14 protein-coding genes are annotated in these 15,129 nt (G+C 68.7%); 4 read left to right on the top strand and 10 right to left on the bottom strand.

Annotated features, from left to right (window positions below; genetic code table 11):
* Nucleotides 1-97: 97 nt before the first annotated feature.
* On the top strand, nt 98-904 hold the full coding sequence (locus QN347_RS16760) for an RNA methyltransferase (RefSeq protein ID WP_322163867.1): 807 nt from the start codon (nt 98-100) through the stop codon (nt 902-904).
* Here the strand turns inward: QN347_RS16760 and QN347_RS16755 are convergent.
* Both QN347_RS16755 and QN347_RS16750 read right to left on the bottom strand, forming a co-directional pair.
* On the bottom strand, nt 901-1,593 hold the full coding sequence (locus QN347_RS16755; RefSeq protein ID WP_322163869.1) for a tetratricopeptide repeat protein: 693 nt from the start codon (nt 1,591-1,593) through the stop codon (nt 901-903). The two genes, QN347_RS16760 and QN347_RS16755, sit on opposite strands and share 4 nt — an antisense overlap.
* Before the next feature lie 23 nt (nt 1,594-1,616).
* A complete protein-coding gene (locus tag QN347_RS16750; protein ID WP_322163870.1) occupies nt 1,617-3,161 on the bottom strand; it encodes a DNA recombination protein RmuC in 1,545 nt (514 codons plus the stop codon).
* Nucleotides 3,162-3,313: 152 nt separating this feature from the next.
* Here QN347_RS16750 and QN347_RS16745 point away from each other — a divergent pair, with 152 nt between their 5' ends.
* Nucleotides 3,314-4,975 (top strand): formate--tetrahydrofolate ligase, encoded by a 1,662-nt coding sequence (locus QN347_RS16745; RefSeq protein ID WP_322163871.1) that lies wholly within the window; start codon nt 3,314-3,316, stop codon nt 4,973-4,975.
* A 129-nt stretch (nt 4,976-5,104) separates the two neighbouring features.
* On the opposite strand, the gene def is transcribed toward QN347_RS16745, so the two are convergent.
* Both def and recR read right to left on the bottom strand, forming a co-directional pair.
* Nucleotides 5,105-5,635 (bottom strand): peptide deformylase, encoded by a 531-nt coding sequence (def, locus tag QN347_RS16740; RefSeq protein WP_322163872.1) that lies wholly within the window; start codon nt 5,633-5,635, stop codon nt 5,105-5,107.
* A 299-nt stretch (nt 5,636-5,934) separates the two neighbouring features.
* Complete coding sequence (gene recR / locus QN347_RS16735; RefSeq protein WP_322163873.1) at nt 5,935-6,531, bottom strand: recombination mediator RecR; 597 nt, start codon at nt 6,529-6,531, stop codon at nt 5,935-5,937.
* A gap of 137 nt (nt 6,532-6,668) precedes the next feature.
* Here recR and fmt point away from each other — a divergent pair, with 137 nt between their 5' ends.
* Both fmt and truA read left to right on the top strand, forming a co-directional pair.
* Nucleotides 6,669-7,646 carry a methionyl-tRNA formyltransferase gene (gene fmt, locus QN347_RS16730; RefSeq protein ID WP_322163874.1) on the top strand — a complete coding sequence of 326 codons (978 nt, stop codon included), beginning with the start codon at nt 6,669-6,671 and terminating at the stop codon, nt 7,644-7,646.
* Nucleotides 7,643-8,383: a tRNA pseudouridine(38-40) synthase TruA gene (truA, locus tag QN347_RS16725; protein ID WP_133188100.1), complete on the top strand. Its 741-nt coding sequence runs from the start codon at nt 7,643-7,645 to the stop codon at nt 8,381-8,383. The genes fmt and truA overlap by 4 nt, the downstream gene beginning before the upstream one ends.
* On the opposite strand, the gene QN347_RS16720 is transcribed toward truA, so the two are convergent.
* The 6 genes from QN347_RS16720 to QN347_RS16695 form a co-directional block, all read right to left on the bottom strand.
* Nucleotides 8,374-9,558, bottom strand: coding sequence for a class I SAM-dependent RNA methyltransferase (locus QN347_RS16720; RefSeq protein ID WP_322163875.1), 1,185 nt, complete (start codon nt 9,556-9,558; stop codon nt 8,374-8,376). The genes truA and QN347_RS16720 overlap by 10 nt on opposite strands.
* Entirely contained in the window at nt 9,555-10,979 is a 1,425-nt protein-coding gene (locus QN347_RS16715) for an NAD(P)H-hydrate dehydratase (protein WP_322163876.1), read from the bottom strand. The genes QN347_RS16720 and QN347_RS16715 overlap by 4 nt, the downstream gene beginning before the upstream one ends.
* Complete coding sequence (locus QN347_RS16710) at nt 10,976-11,377, bottom strand: hypothetical protein (RefSeq protein WP_322163877.1); 402 nt, start codon at nt 11,375-11,377, stop codon at nt 10,976-10,978. The genes QN347_RS16715 and QN347_RS16710 overlap by 4 nt, the downstream gene beginning before the upstream one ends.
* Nucleotides 11,364-13,085, bottom strand: a complete 1,722-nt coding sequence (gene ilvD, locus QN347_RS16705) for a dihydroxy-acid dehydratase (RefSeq protein WP_322163878.1) — start codon at nt 13,083-13,085, stop codon at nt 11,364-11,366. The genes QN347_RS16710 and ilvD overlap by 14 nt, the downstream gene beginning before the upstream one ends.
* An 8-nt stretch (nt 13,086-13,093) precedes the next feature.
* Complete coding sequence (locus QN347_RS16700; RefSeq protein WP_322163879.1) at nt 13,094-13,828, bottom strand: N-formylglutamate amidohydrolase; 735 nt, start codon at nt 13,826-13,828, stop codon at nt 13,094-13,096.
* A gap of 206 nt (nt 13,829-14,034) precedes the next feature.
* Nucleotides 14,035-14,859 carry a 4-(cytidine 5'-diphospho)-2-C-methyl-D-erythritol kinase gene (locus QN347_RS16695; RefSeq protein WP_322163880.1) on the bottom strand — a complete coding sequence of 275 codons (825 nt, stop codon included), beginning with the start codon at nt 14,857-14,859 and terminating at the stop codon, nt 14,035-14,037.
* Nucleotides 14,860-15,129 lie beyond the last annotated feature (270 nt).

Below are 15,129 nucleotides of genomic sequence, written 5' to 3'. Positions count from 1 at the left end.
GGGGGGGCGCCCCCGGCTGGCCCGGCACCTCACGTTTTTGGGGGGGCCCCCCCCCCCCCCCCCCCCCCAACCGGGGGAGGGGAGTAAGAAGAAGATGATGCCCCGCGAGATCACCGCTTATTCCAACCCGCTGATCAAGCGCATCCGCAGCTTGCGCGAGAAACGCCATCGCCGCGAGGAAGGGCTATTCCTGGCGGAAGGCCTGCGCATCCTCACCGAGGCGCGCGAGGCCGGGCGTATCCCGCACTATCTCTTCTTCGCCCGCGACAGCGCCCCACATCCGCTCGTGCTCGCGCTGGTCGATGCGGTCGAAGCCGCGGGTGGCGAGGCGATCGAGACAGTCCCCGACATTCTCTCCAAGCTCTCGGGCAAGGACAACCCGCAGGCGGTGGTCGGTGTGTTCGCCGAATTCGCGCATGCGCTCGACACGCTCGACCGCGGCGCCGCGGGGATCTGGCTGGTCGCCGAGCGGCTGCGCGATCCGGGCAATCTCGGTACGATCCTGCGCACCGGCGACGCGGTCGGGGCTGGCGGGCTGATCCTGATCGGCGAATGCGTCGATCCCTTCTCGGTCGAGGCGGTGCGCGCCAGCATGGGGGCGCTGTTCACCGTGCCCGTCGTCCAGTGCGAGTGGAGCGCGTTCCTGCCGTGGCTGCGCAGCGGGCCGGGGCAACTGGTCGGCCTGAGCCTCGATACGAGCGTCGATTATCGCTCGGCGCAGTATCAGGCGCCAACCTTTCTGCTGACGGGTAACGAAGCGCAGGGCATGCCCGACGCGTATGCCGCGCAGTGCGACCTGCTGGTCAAGATCCCGATGCTCGGCAAGGCCGACAGCCTCAACGCCGCGGTCGCGACTGCGGTGATGGCGTATGAGGTGCTCGGGCAGCAGGCAAGGCGCGGCTAGGTCTTTTTGCGGCGCTGGTCTGCGATATCGCTGAGCTCGCTCTTCGCCTTGGCGTCGTTGGGGTCGAGCTCGAGGCATTTGCGATACAATGCCTCGGACTCGTCGTATTTGCCCTGCTCGGTCAGCGCATAGCCCATGCAGCGCCAGGCAAAGCCGTGCTCGCTCGCAACCGCGTCGGGAGGCGCGAGATCCGCGAGCCCCGCCGCCCTGGTGCACAGATCGAGCATCTTGGGCCAGTTGCGATCGGGCCGGTAGGTCTGGCCGAGTTCGGTCAGGAAGTGCGCGTGCATCGGGGCGAGCGCGACGACGCGCTCGTAGACAGCGCGCGCTTCGGGCAGGCGCTTGAGATCGACCAGCGCGAACCCTTTAACGTATAACGCCGTGCAATAGCCCGGGCCGAACGCGACCGCGTCGTGTTTCTCGGACGCGGCGAGCGCCATATAGGCGAGCGTCTGCGCGGTCGACATGCCGCAATAGACGGTGCGCGTCTCGCCCGAATACGCCGATTGATAGGCTGCGATCACCGGCTCGATCCGGGCGAGCGCCGCCTCAGGATGGCCGTCGAGCACGGCGCGCGACGCGGTGTCGATGGCTTCCTTCTGCACCGCATCGATATCGGGGGCCGCGGCCCCACCAGCGGTCGGCGCGCCGATCAGCAGCGCCAGTGCCATCCACGGTGTGCCGCTCATTCGCCGTCCCCGCTCAGTGAGGCCTATTCTGACGCCTTTTCCTCGGCATGCGTCAAGAGCTTCGAAGTCTCGTCATAGCGTGCGAGCGCTTCGACCGGTGACACATCCTCGAGCTCGCGCGCGCCGGTCTCGATGTTGAGGTCGCGGAACTTGCGGCCCGTCACCATCAATCGGCCGTTAAACGAGTTGGAGAAGCTGTTGAAATTGTTGACCGCGCTGTTGAGCCCGGCGCCCACCTTACGCAAATCGTCCGCCACCTTGGCGAGCCGGTCGTGCATTTCCTTGCCGAGCCGGCCGATCTCGGCGGCTTCCTTCGCCAGCCGCTCCTGACGCCATACCGCCGCGACGGTCCGCGCGATCGCGATCAGGTTGGTCGGCGTCGCCAGCAGCACGCGCTTCTCGAACGCGAAGTCCCACAGCGTCGGATCCTGCTCGAGCGCGGCCGAGAGGAAATGCTCGCCGGGGACGAACATGATGACGTAATCGGGCGCGTCGGCGAACTGGCTCCAATAGGCCTTGTTGCCGAGCCCGTTGACGTGCGCACGCATCGCCGCCGCATGGAGCGCGAGGCCCTTCGCCCGCTCCTCCTCGTCGACTGCGCCGAATGCGTCCTGGTACGCGTTGAGCGACACCTTGGCGTCGATCACCAGCGCGCGACCGCCGGGAACCTTGACGATCGCGTCGGGGCGGAGCCGCCCCCCTGCCCGCTCATCGGCGTCGCCACTCGCGACCGAAACTTCGGTCTGGAAATCGGTATGTTCGGACAAGCCGCAGGTTTCGAGCACATTTTTCAATTGCTGCTCGCCCCAGCGGCCGCGCGATTTGGGCGCGTTGCGGAGCGAGTTGACGAGCTTGGCGGCCTCGCTCGAGACCTTCTCCTGGCCGACGCGGAGGCCCTCGATCTGCCCCTTCAACTGGTCGAACGCGCTGACGCGGTCGAGCTCGACCTTGGTCACGGCTTCCTCGTAGCGCAGCAGGCGGTCGCTGACGGGCTGGAGCATCGACTTGAGGTTGGCGCCCGCAGTCTCCTCGGACTGGCGGAAGCGTTCGTCCGCGCGCTTGAGGAAGGCGTTCTGCGCGTCGGCCAGCAGCTTGTTCGACACCTCGGCGAATTGCGTCGCGAGCAGCTCCTTGGCGTGGAGCAGTTCGGCGATGCGAGTCGCGTGCGCGTCGCTCACCATCTTCTCGCGCGCCGCGGTGACCTGGCGGATATCGGCGATGCGGCCCTCATAGGTGTCGCGTTCGGCGCGTTGGCGCGCTTCGCTGGTGGCGTGCATGTCGGCAAGACGATTTTCGAACGCCGCAGTGTGGGTCTTGAGCGCGGTGTTCTCGAGCCGGGCGACATCGCGCTCATCGCGGATCGTCGCGAGCTCGGCGCGCAGCTGGTCGGCCGCACGCGCGCGTTCCTCGGCGCTGGCGAGATCGACGATCGCGCGTTTGAAATCCGCCTCGCGCGCGGCCGAATCGGCACGCGCGGCGGCGACCGGCTTGCTGCCGAACACCCAGCCGAGCGCGAGCCCGATCAGAAGCGCGGCTATCGCCACCAGGGCTATCGTCAATCCGGTCATCGTGGGTCTCGCTGGAACATTCTGCGAACCCGTAGCCCGCGCGGTCGGGATGGTAAATGGTTGCGCGACAGACCGAATGGCGACGCGCGAGGGCCCGCCTTCTCGTCCATTCTCCATCTCCCCTTTTCTGAGAGATTTGGTAGGGCCGTTATATGCTCACCGATATCGCGATCTCGCGCGCCGCCACTTTGCAACCCATCGGCGCGATTGCCGCCGCAGCCGGGATCCCGCCCGAGGCGGTCGAGCCGTATGGCCATCACAAGGCGAAGATCGATCTGGCCGCCCTGCCCGCGCCGGCCAAGCAGGGCCGACTGATCCTCGTCACCGCGATCAACCCGACGCCCGCGGGCGAAGGCAAGTCGACCACCTCGGTCGGGCTCGCCGACGCGCTCAACCGCAGCGGGCGCAAGGCAATGCTCGCGCTGCGCGAGCCGTCGCTCGGGCCGTGCTTCGGCACCAAGGGCGGGGCGACCGGCGGCGGCTATGCGCAAGTCGTGCCGATGGAGGACATCAACCTCCATTTCACTGGCGATTTCCATGCCATCACATCGGCGCACAATCTGCTCGCGGCGATGATCGACAACCACGTCCATTGGGGCAATGCGCTCGACATCGACGTGCGGCGGATCGTGTGGCGGCGCGTGCTCGACATGAACGACCGCGCTTTGCGCGATATCGCGCAATCGCTCGGCGGCCCGGCCAACGGGTATCCGCGCGAGAGCGGGTTCGACATTACCGTCGCCTCGGAAGTGATGGCGATCCTGTGCCTCGCGAGCGACCTCCACGATCTCGAAACGCGGCTCGGGCGGATCGTCGTCGCCTATACGCGCGGCAAGCAGCCGGTGACGGCGCGCGATCTCAAGGCCGATGGTGCGATGGCGGTGCTGCTCGCGCAGGCGATCAAACCGAACCTCGTCCAGACGCTCGAGGGCACGCCGGCGTTCGTCCATGGCGGGCCGTTCGCCAATATCGCGCATGGGTGCAATTCGGTGATCGCGACGCGGGCGGCGCTGGGGCTGGCGGATTATGTCGTGACCGAGGCCGGGTTCGGCGCGGATCTGGGGGCGGAAAAGTTCTTCGACATCAAGTGTCGCCAGGCCGGGTTGAAGCCGGCGGCGGCGGTGATCGTCGCGACCGTGCGCGCGCTGAAAATGAACGGGGGCGTGGCCAAGGTCGATCTCGGCGCGCCCGATGCCGAGGCGGTGCGACGCGGTGGCGTCAATCTCGCACGGCATATCGAGAATGTCCGCGCGTTCGGGGTGCCGGTGGTGGTGGCGATCAACCGCTTCGACGGCGATACGCCCGAGGAAGTCGCGGTGATCCACGAAATCGCAGAGCACCAGGGCTGCGAGGCGGTGCTGTGCTCGCATTGGGCCGAGGGTGGCGCGGGTGCTCTTGAGTTGGCCGAGAAGGTTGCGGCGCTGGCCGAGCATCCGTCGCAATTCGCGCCGCTTTATGTCGATGATCTGTCGCTGTTCGACAAGATCAACACCGTCGCGACGCGGATCTACCGCGCCGAGGAAGCCGTTGCCGAGCCTTCGGTGCTGGCGCAGCTCGCGCGGTTCGAGGCGGCGGGGTTCGGGCATCTGCCGGTGTGCATGGCCAAGACGCAATACAGCTTCTCGACCGACCCGGCCAAGCTCGGCGCGCCGACGGGGCATGTCGTGCCGGTGCGCGAGGTGCGCCTCAGCGCAGGCGCGGGGTTCGTCGTGGCAATCTGCGGGGAGATCATGACGATGCCGGGCCTGCCGCGCGTGCCGGCGGCGGAGGGGATCCGGTTCGGGGCTGCTGGGGAGATCGAGGGGTTGTTCTGACCTTCTACCTCTCCCGCTTGCGGGAGAGGGTCGGGGCGAGGGCCGTGCCACGCGCGTCCGCTCACAGCCCTCACCCGACCTCGCTGCGCTCGGCCACCCTCTCCCGCGAGCGGGAGAGGGAGTGGGAGATCACGCTGCCTTGCGCATCTTCGTCAGCTTCTTGAGCAACATGTCGCGCTTGAGCTTCGAGATGTGGTCGATGAACAGCACGCCGTTGAGATGGTCGATCTCGTGCTGCAGCGCGGTTGCGAGCAGGCCGTCGAAATCGCCTTCCTGTGTGGCGCCCTGCTCGTCGAGCCAGCGTGCGCGGCAACTGGTGGGGCGCTCGACCTCGGCATATTGCTCGGGGATCGACAGGCAGCCTTCGTTGTAGAACGAGGTTTCCTCGCTCACCGATACCAGCTCGGGATTGATGTAGACGAGCGGCTTGCGGACCGGCTTGGCGTCTTCGCCCTCGCCTTCGGTTTCCTGCAGATCGATCACGACGATGCGCTGCTCGATCGCGACCTGCGTCGCGGCGAGGCCGATGCCGCGGGCGTCGTACATCGTGTCGAACATGTCGGCGACGATTTTCCGCACGGCGTCGTCCACCGTTTCGACGGGCTTGGCGACGGCGCGGAGGCCGGGGTGCGGGACTTCGAGGATTTCTAGGACTGCCATTCCCGCGAGCTAGGAAAGGTCGGGGGGCGCGTCAAGGTTTCAGCTGCGGAATGGATTCACGCAAAGGCGCGAAACCAGAAGAAGATTGGTTCGCGCAGAGGCGCGGAGGATGCGGAGGTGGCGTGCGTGTGGGGTATCGCCCGCGCAGCGGGCAGCCGCAGGATTTGCGGCTGGCGATGACGCGGGCGGCCGCGCGGCGAAATCAGCTCTCCGCGCCTTCGCGTGGATCGCTCTCCTGTCTTCTTCTCCGCGTTCTGTGCGCCTCTGCGCGAACCACATCTTCTTGACCGCGTTGCTGCCTAAGCCACCGGCCGCCGCGCACGCAGGGCCTGCGCCAAGGTCCCCTCGTCGAGATAATCGAGCTCGCCGCCGACCGGCAAGCCATGCGCGAGCTGGGTGATGCGGATCGGGAAGCGTTCGATCCGCTCGGCGATGTAATGCGCGGTAGTCTGGCCCTCGAGCGTCGCATTCATCGCGAGCACGACCTCGTCGATCCCGCCATCGCCGATCCGCCGCACGAGCGACTCGATCGCGAGATCCTCAGGCCGCACGCCCTCGAGCGCCGATAGCCGACCGCCGAGCACATGGAACCGCCCCGGGAACAGCCGCGAACGATCGAGCGCCCACAGATCGGCGACTTCCTCGACGACGCACAACGCGCGCGCATCGCGGCGCGGGTCGGCGCATACGCCGCACGGGTTGGTGGTATCGATATTGCCGCAAATCGAGCAGTTTGAAAGGTTTTCCTCGACCGCCATCAAAGCATTGAGCAGCGGCGCGAGTGCCCCCTCGCGCTTCTTGAGCAGATGCAGCACCGCCCGCCGTGCCGATCGCGGGCCGAGCCCGGGCAATTTGGACAGCGCTTGCGTGAGTGCTTCGATTTCGGGAGAGGCCATCGCCAAGAGATAGGGGGCGGAACGGCGTTCGTCACTATCCGTCACCTCGGCGGAGGCCTGGGTCGATCGAGCGGCTCCCCGGCTGGCTCCGGGTGACGGGACTTGCCTTTGCGCAGCCCCGATCGCAAAGCGCGGGCATGCGGATACTCTTCATGGGCACGCCCGATTTCTCGGTCCCGGTGCTGCAGGCGCTGGTCGATGCCGGGCACGACATCGTCGCGTCGTACAGCCAGCCGCCGCGACGCGCCGGGCGCGGCAAGGCGCTCACCCCCTCGCCCGTCCAGGCGCGCGCCGAGGCGCTGGGGGTCACGGTGCGGACGCCGGTGTCGCTGCGCGATGCCGAAGCGCAGGCCGAGTTCGCGGGTTTCGGCGCGGACATCGCGGTGGTCGCGGCGTACGGGCTGATCCTGCCGCGCGCGGTGCTCGATGCGCCGGCGCACGGGTGCCTCAATGTCCATGCCTCGCTGCTGCCGCGCTGGCGCGGGGCGGCACCGATCCAGCGTGCGATCCTTGCCGGCGATGCCGCGACGGGGGTGTGCATCATGCAGATGGAGGCCGGGCTCGATACCGGGCCGGTGCTGTTGCGCGATGCGACGCCGGTCGACGGCAAGACGGCGGGTGCGCTGACCGAAGAGCTGAGCGCGATGGGCGCGCGGTTGATGGTGGCGGTGCTCGCCGACCTTGCCGGCTATCCGCCGGTGCCACAGCCCGAGGACGGCGTGACCTATGCCGCCAAGATCGACAAGGCCGAAGCGCGGCTCGATTTTACCCAGAACGCCGCTGCGGTCGAGCGGCAGGTGCGTGGGTTCAATCCGGTGCCGGGGGCGTTTTTCGAGTTTCAGGGCGAGCGGATCAAGGTCCTTGCAGCGGATATCCGTCATCCCAGCGAAAGCTGGGATCTCCCGGCAACGGGCAGCGCGCCCGACCGGGGAGACCCCAGCTTTCGCTGGGGTGACGGCGGGGGTAGTGCCGGCGTGGTGATCGACGACCGCCTCACCATCGCCTGTGCCGACGGCGCGATCCGGCCGACGCTGCTCCAGCGAGCCGGCCGCGGCGTGATGACCGCTGCCGAGCTTCTCCGCGGCTTCCCCATCCCTGCGGGCACGCAGCTTTGACGCGCTTTGCGCTGACCGTCGAATATGACGGTCGCCCGTTCGTCGGCTGGCAGCGGCAGGACAATGGCGCGAGCGTCCAGGCCTCGATCGAGCGCGCGGTCCATGCCGTCACGGGCGAGACCGTCGCAGTCCAGGCCGCCGGGCGGACCGATGCCGGTGTCCATGCGCTGGGCATGCGCGCGCATGTCGATGTCGCGCGCGAGATCACCCCGTTCCGGCTGATGGAAGCGCTCAACGCGCTGGTGCGTCCCGATCCGGTCGCGATCGTCGATTGCGAGGTCGTGCCCGACGACTGGCACGCGCGCTTTTCGTGCATTCGGCGGCATTACGAATTCCGCATCGTCACGAGGCGCGCGCCACTGACGGTCGAGCGCGGGCTGGCGTGGCGCGTTCCCGCGCCGCTCGATGCCGCGGCGATGGCCGAGGGGGCGGCGCATCTGGTCGGGCGGCATGACTTCACCACCTTTCGCGCGGCGCATTGCCAGGCCGACAGCCCGGTGCGGACGCTCGATCGGCTCGATGTCGTCGCGGATGGCGATCGGATCAGCGTATTCGCCTCGGCGCGATCGTTCCTGCATCATCAGGTGCGCTCGATGGTCGGGAGCCTATCGCTCGTTGGTCTCGGCAAATGGTCGCCCGACGACATGGCGGCAGCGCTCGAGGCGCGCGACCGCACCCGGCTCGGGCTCAATGCGCCGCCCGACGGGCTTTACTTCCTCCGCGCGGATTATCCCTGACGGCTGAACCGCGCGGCGAGTTCGGCGTGGGTCGACCAGCGGAACTGGCCGACGGGCTGGATCCAGTCGAGCGTGTAGCCACCTTTTGACAGGATCTCAGCATCGCGCGCGAAGCTGCTGGGATTGCACGAGACATAGGCGATCACCGGCACCTTGGAGCCAGCCAGCTGCACGATCTGCTCCTTCGCGCCGGCGCGCGGCGGATCGAGCACGATCGCGGCGAAGCGGTCGCATTCGGCCGAGGTCAGCGGGCGGCGGAACAGGTCGCGATGCTCGGCGAACACCGCCCTTCCCGCTTGCGCCGCCCCCGCCTTGAGCGCGAAGATCGCGTCGCGTCCCGCCTCGGCGGCATAGACCTTGCCGGGCATCGACAGCGCGAAAGTGCCGAGCCCTGCGAACAGATCGGCGCTGATCCTAGCATCGCCGATCGCTTCGCGGACCGCCGCGACGAGCGCCGCCTCGCCCTCCTGCGTCGCCTGGAGGAAGCTCCCCGCCGGGAACGGCACCGCGACGCCGCCGAGCGTGATCGTCACCGCCTCGGGCTCCCAGCGCGTCTCGGGGCCGATGCCGTCGTCGATCGCGAAGCGGGCGACGCCGTTCGTGCCGCAGAAGGCGGTGATCGCCTCGGCGATCGCGAGGCCGTCGGCGATCGTGCCTTCGATCAGCACGTCGATGCCCTGGTCGAGCTCGGTCAGATGGACGCGCGCGCGGCCCTTCAGCGCGCGCGCGAGCAGTTTGCGCAAGGGGGCGACGAGCGCAAACAGCGTCGGCGTCAGGATCCAGCATTCGCGCAGGTCGACGATCGCGTGGCTCGCTTGCTCGCTGAAGCCGAGCTGGAGCCCCCCGCCCTTCGCTTCGGCATGGAGCGTCGCGCGGCGGCGGGTGTGCGAGGGCGACAGCGCGGGCGGGCGGATCGGGGCGGTCAGCCCTTGCGCGGCGAGCGCGCCGGCGATCCGGTCGGTGAGGAAATTGGCGTAGCTCGCATCGTCGAGATGCTGGAGCTGGCAGCCGCCGCAGACGGGGAAGTGGCGGCATGGCGGGGTCTGGTGGTGCGGGCCGGGCACGACCATATTGTCGGCGGTCAGCGTGTCGCCGGGGGCGGCATAGGCAGCGTGGCGGCCGTCGGCGGTGATGCCGTCGCCGCGGGCTGCAACTCGAACGATGACGTCGCTCACAGGGCGCCCCTTACTTTGGAAAGTTCTACCGCCAGATCATCGCCGAGGAAGGCCGCGCCGAGCCGTCGCGCGGCCTCGGCATGGAGCCACACTCCGGCCTCGACCGGGTGCGGGGCGGGGCTGGCGAGCATCGCGCCGATCGCGCCGGCGAGGACGTCGCCGGTGCCGGCGGTCGAGAGCCAGGGATTGGCGTGCGTCGCGGTGCGGGTGCGGCCGTCGGGATAGGCGATTACGGTGTCGGGGCCCTTGAAGACGACGATCGCGCCGGAGCGCGCGGCGGCGGCGCGGGCGGCGTCGATCTTGCTGCCGGTATAGGCGCCGAAGATGGCGTGGAATTCGCCGGCATGCGGGGTGAGTATGACGGGGGCGTCGGCGTCGCGCGCCTTGATCCGATCGAACATTGCGTCGTCGAGTTGGTGAAGTGCGTCGCCGTCGATAACGAGGCGATAGCCGCTCGCCAGCGCGTGCTCGAGCTTTTCGGCGGCGTCCGCGCCTTTGCCGAGCCCGGGGCCGACGATGATCGCTGTGCTCTCGTGCTTCTTGCCATCGAGCGTTGCGGCCAATGCCTCGGGCGACCAGGCGCGCTGAACGAGCGCGTGCGGCATGTCTGGCGCGATGCCGAGCAGCGCGGTGTAGCCGGCGCCGACATGCATCGCGGCGCTTGCTGCAAGCGCGGCGGCGCCGGGCATCGCGCCGCCGATCACGACGACGAGCCCGCGCGAATATTTGTGCATCGCCGGGGTCGGGCGCGCGAGCTTGGGCCGCGCGAGCGTCCAGTCGTGGCTCGCGCTCGCGTCGAGCCCGATATCGAGCACGCGCACCGGGCCGCAGACCCTTGCCGAGGGTTGCAGGACATGCGCGGGCTTGAGGGCACCGAGTGCCATCGTCAGCGCAAAGGGGGCGATCGCGGTATCCCCGAGTATCGCGCCGGTATCGGTATCGACCCCGCTCGGCACGTCGACGGTGATCGCGAGATGCGCGTGGCGGGTCAGCGTGGCGAACAGCGCCGCCGTCTCCGCCGCGAGCGGACGCGTGAGGCCGGTGCCGAACAGCGCATCGACCAGCACCGCGCCGTGGCTCGCGTCGGGGGCTAGCGCCGCGAAATCCTCGACCGGGCCATCCCAGCCGGCGCGCGCGGCCTTTGCCGCTTCGGTTTTGGGATCGCTCAGCGCGGCCAAGCGGACGTCGAGCCCGTTCGCCTTGAGCAACCGCGCCGCGACATAACCATCGCCGCCATTATTGCCCGGCCCGCACAGCATCAGGACGGGTGCGCCGCCCGCAAGCCGCCGCACAGCTTCGGCGACGGCCGCTCCGGCACGCTCCATCAGCGCTTCGACGCTGGTGCCGGCGTCGATCGCGCGCTGCTCGACGGCGCGCATCGCTGCTGCGCCGGCGATCGGCTGCCCGTCGCTTCGGATCATGACGCCGTGGCGGCCTTGCCCTTGACCGTTGCAGGCAGACGATAGCGATCGCCGCCGAGCGCGACTTCGATCTCGCCGCTGCCGATGACGCTGACGACGGCCTTCTCGGCGCCATCGGCGGCGATCACGCCGCGGCCGTCGCGTGTCACCAGCAAGCGGTGGAAGGCGCCGTCGGGATGGCGCAGCGTCAACACCAGCCCGTCGGCGCTCTGCGTACGGTCGACCGTGCAGACGCGCGCGAAATCGCCCGAGCCGCGCTGCGCGCAGACGATATTGCCACTATCGTCCTGGCGCGCGCGCTGCTCGGCCTCGACCTTGGCGAGCGTCGCCTTGTCGGTCTGTGGCTCGCCGCAAGCCGAGAGCGCGAGGAGCAGCAATGCTGCGCTAGATATCCGCATAGACATGGGTTTCGGCACTGGCTCCTGGGTGCGTGACCGCGCCCCTATACGCCGGGCCGACGGTTTTGGCATAGCGCCACAGCACACCCGACTGATAATCGTTCACGCGCGCCTGCCACGCCGCTTTCCGCGCGGCGAGGACATCGGCGGGGACATCGAGATCGATCGTGCCGGCCTCGGCGTCGATCCGGATCGAATCGCCGTCCTCGATCAGTGCGATCGGACCGCCGTCGGCGGCTTCGGGACCGACATGGCCGATGCAGAACCCGCGCGTCGCGCCCGAGAAACGGCCGTCGGTGATCAGCGCGATCTTCTCGCCCATGCCGAGACCGTAGAGCGCGGCGGTGGTCGACAGCATTTCGCGCATGCCGGGGCCGCCCTTGGGGCCTTCGTAGCGGATCACGAGCACTTCGCCCTCGTTGATCGAGCGCGCCTCGACCGCGGCGAAACAGTCTTCCTCGCAGTCGAACACGCGCGCCGGGCCGGTGAACTGGAGCCGGTGCATGCCCGCAACCTTGACGATCGCGCCATCGGGGGCGAGCGAACCGCGCAGGCCCACCACGCCGCCGGTCGCCGAAAGCGGCGCCTTGACGTCGTAGATGACCTTCTGGTCGGGGTTCCAGGTGACCTGATCGATGTTCTCGCCGAGCGTCTTGCCGGTAACGGTCAGGCAATTGCCGTCGAGGAACCCGCCCGCGAGCATCGTCTTCATCAGCATGTAGACACCGCCGGCCTCGTACATGTCCTTGGCCACATACTTACCACCGGGCTTGAGGTCGGCGATGTAAGGCGTTGATTTGAAAGCTTCCGCCACGTCGAACAGGTCGAAGTTGATCCCCGCTTCGTTGGCCATTGCGGGCAGATGCAGCGCGGCGTTAGTCGAGCCGCCGGTCGCCGCGACGACGCGCGCTGCGTTGATGAACGCCTCGCGCGTGCAGATGTCGCGTGGGCGGATGCCCCGCGCGACGAGCTCCATCACCTGGTCGCCCGCCGCACGCGCGATCTCGTCGCGGCCGCGATACGGCGCGGGCATCATGTTCGAATTGGGCAGCGACAGGCCGATCGCCTCGCCGACACACGCCATCGTGTTGGCGGTGAACTGGCCGCCGCACGCGCCGTGGCCGGGGCACGCGACCTTTTCGAGCTCGATCAATTCCTGCAGCGGGCACGAGCCGGCGGCGTATTGCCCGACCGCCTCGAACACGTCGACGACGGTGACGTCCTTGCCGTGATAGCTGCCCGGCAGGATCGAGCCGCCATAGACGAAGATGCTCGGGATATTGAGGCGAAGCATCGCCATCATCATGCCGGGGAGCGACTTGTCGCAGCCGGCAAAGCCGACGAGCGCGTCGTAGCAATGCCCGCGGACCGAGAGTTCGACCGAATCGGCGATCACTTCGCGGCTGACGAGCGAGGATTTCATCCCCTGATGCCCCATCGCGATGCCGTCGGTGACGGTGATCGTGTTGAAGCGCCGCGGCATCCCGCCGCCCGAGATGACGCCGGCTTGCGCGGCATCGGCCTGCGCATCGAGCGTGGTGTTGCAGGGGGCCGAGTTGTTGCCGGCGGATGCAAGCGCGACGAACGGCTTGGCGATATCCTCCTCGGCGATTCCCATCGCGTAATAATAACTGCGGTGCGGGGCGCGCTCGGGGCCGACGGAAACGTGGCGGCTGGGGAGCTTGGATTTGTCGAAGGTGCGAGTCATGCGACAGCCTATTGCGTAGGATGGTCGCTCGACGCAAGTCTGTTGCTGATTTCACGCAAGATTGGCGCGAGGATGGCGGTCCAACGCCCAACGCCTGCCGGGTCGGCGATGAGATCGTTGCGGATTTCGATCGACAGGCTCGGAATGCCATTGCCCTCGCCGTGGCGGTCGAGCGTCGCGTTGAGCAGCTGGCCCGAATAGGGTTCGTTGTCGCCGGTGACGAGACCCTGCGCTGCGAGCAGCGGTAGCGCTAGGTCGGCTGCGCGGCGGTCGGTGTTCGACAGGATGCCGATTTCCCACGGGCGGGGCGCACCGTCACCGTGTTCGAGCCTTGGTGTGAAGCTGTGAATCGCCGCAATGAGCGTGGGCTGCGTCTCGACGATCAGCGCGGCGAGCGCGTCGTGATAGGGCGTATAGAAGCGGGCGATCCGGTCCGTGCGGTCTGCCGTGGCATTTCCGGGAATGGCGTGGCCGTCGCTCGCGAGCGGGATCAGACCGGGATGGTCGGTCGGACGATTGAGGTCGATCACCAGCCGCGACAGCGTGGCGAGCAAGGCAGGCGTGCCCAGTTCCGCCGCAAGCGCTTGAGTGAGCGCGGCGGTGCCGATGTCGATCGCGATATGCTTTTCGAGCAGGGTCGGCGCGATGCCGAGATCGATACCGTCGGGCACCGCGTTCGACGCGTGATCGCAGATCAGCAAGATGCCGCCGGGTTTGCCGGAGAGGATGTGAAGGCGCGTCATATGGTCACGACCGGGGGGATGACATGGATGTCACCACCCCGGCCGGGGAATGGCGCAAGGCTGAGCCATGGACCATCAACGGGCGCTCCGCAGGGGGGCGGCGGACCCATCTTGCCCTAACACAGCAAGCTGCGCGCCAGTCGCGGTTTTCCGCCGGTTTTGGCGCTGACCCGCGTGCGCTTGTCCCAGAATGACGCGGCGCTCCGTCACGCGAGTGTCGTTTCGAGACACCAGTAGCCGGGCTGCGCGGCGCGAATCCGCGCGGCGGCGGCGCTGCGTTCGGCGGTGGTGGCGTAAAGCGCGAAGCACGTCGCGCCCGAACCCGACATGCGCGCGAGCAGCGGCGTGCCCTCGGCGAGCAGCGCGAGCACTCCGTCGATTTCGGGCGCGAGCCGGCGGGCGGGGGGCTCGAGGTCGTTACGCGCGGCGAGCGCTACGTCGAGCACATCGCCCTCGGGCATCGCGCCGAGATCGACTCCGTCCCAGGCCTTGAACACCGCGGCGGTCGAAACCGCGACGCCGGGATTGACGAGCAGCACCGGCATTCCGGCGGGGCCATCGAGCGGAACGAGGCGCTCGCCTCGCCCCTGCCCTAGCGCGGTGCGGCCGAGCAGGCACGCCGGAACGTCGGAGCCGAGCGCGGCGGCGATGTCGAACAGCTTGGGATCGTCAATCGCGATGGCGTTTGCGCGGGCGAGCGCTCGAAGTGCCGCCGCAGCATCGGCCGAGCCGCCGCCGATCCCCGAGGCGACCGGCAAATGCTTGTCGAGCGTGAAGGCGCCGCCCTCTGGCAGATCGAACGCCGTGGCGAACGCGCGGGCGGCGCGGAGCACGAGATTGTCGCCCTCGCCGCTCAAGCCTTCCGAGAACGGCCCGGTTATCGCCAGCGAGAGTGGCCCCGGCGCGAGCGTCACCGTGTCGCCATCGGCGACGAAGGCGAAAAGCGTCTCGAGTTCGTGATAGCCGTCGCCCCGCCGCGCGCGGACGTGGAGCGCGAGGTTGATCTTGGCGGGGGCGGTTTCGGTGATCATTCGCTTCGTCCGGTTGAGATCGCCGCGGCAAAGCCGCGTCGTCGGACGGCGCTGGTGGCGCCGCCGGCCGGGGGGGGGGGGGCGGGGGGGGGGGGGCGGGCGGGGGGGGGGGGGGGGGGGGGTTTGGGGTTTTCTGCGGCTGCGGCGGTTGGCCCCCCCGGCGCCACCGCGGGGGGGGGGGCGGGGGGGGGGGGCCCCGCCGGCCGGGCGCGCCTCGAGGCGCGACGCAGCTTCGCTGCGTCTTGCCCGGCGCGCCTTACATATTGGGGT

The organism is Sphingomonas sp. 10B4, assembly GCF_035019905.1.
GTDB lineage: Bacteria > Pseudomonadota > Alphaproteobacteria > Sphingomonadales > Sphingomonadaceae > Sphingomonas > Sphingomonas glacialis.
This window is presented reverse-complemented; position numbering and strand designations above follow the sequence as displayed.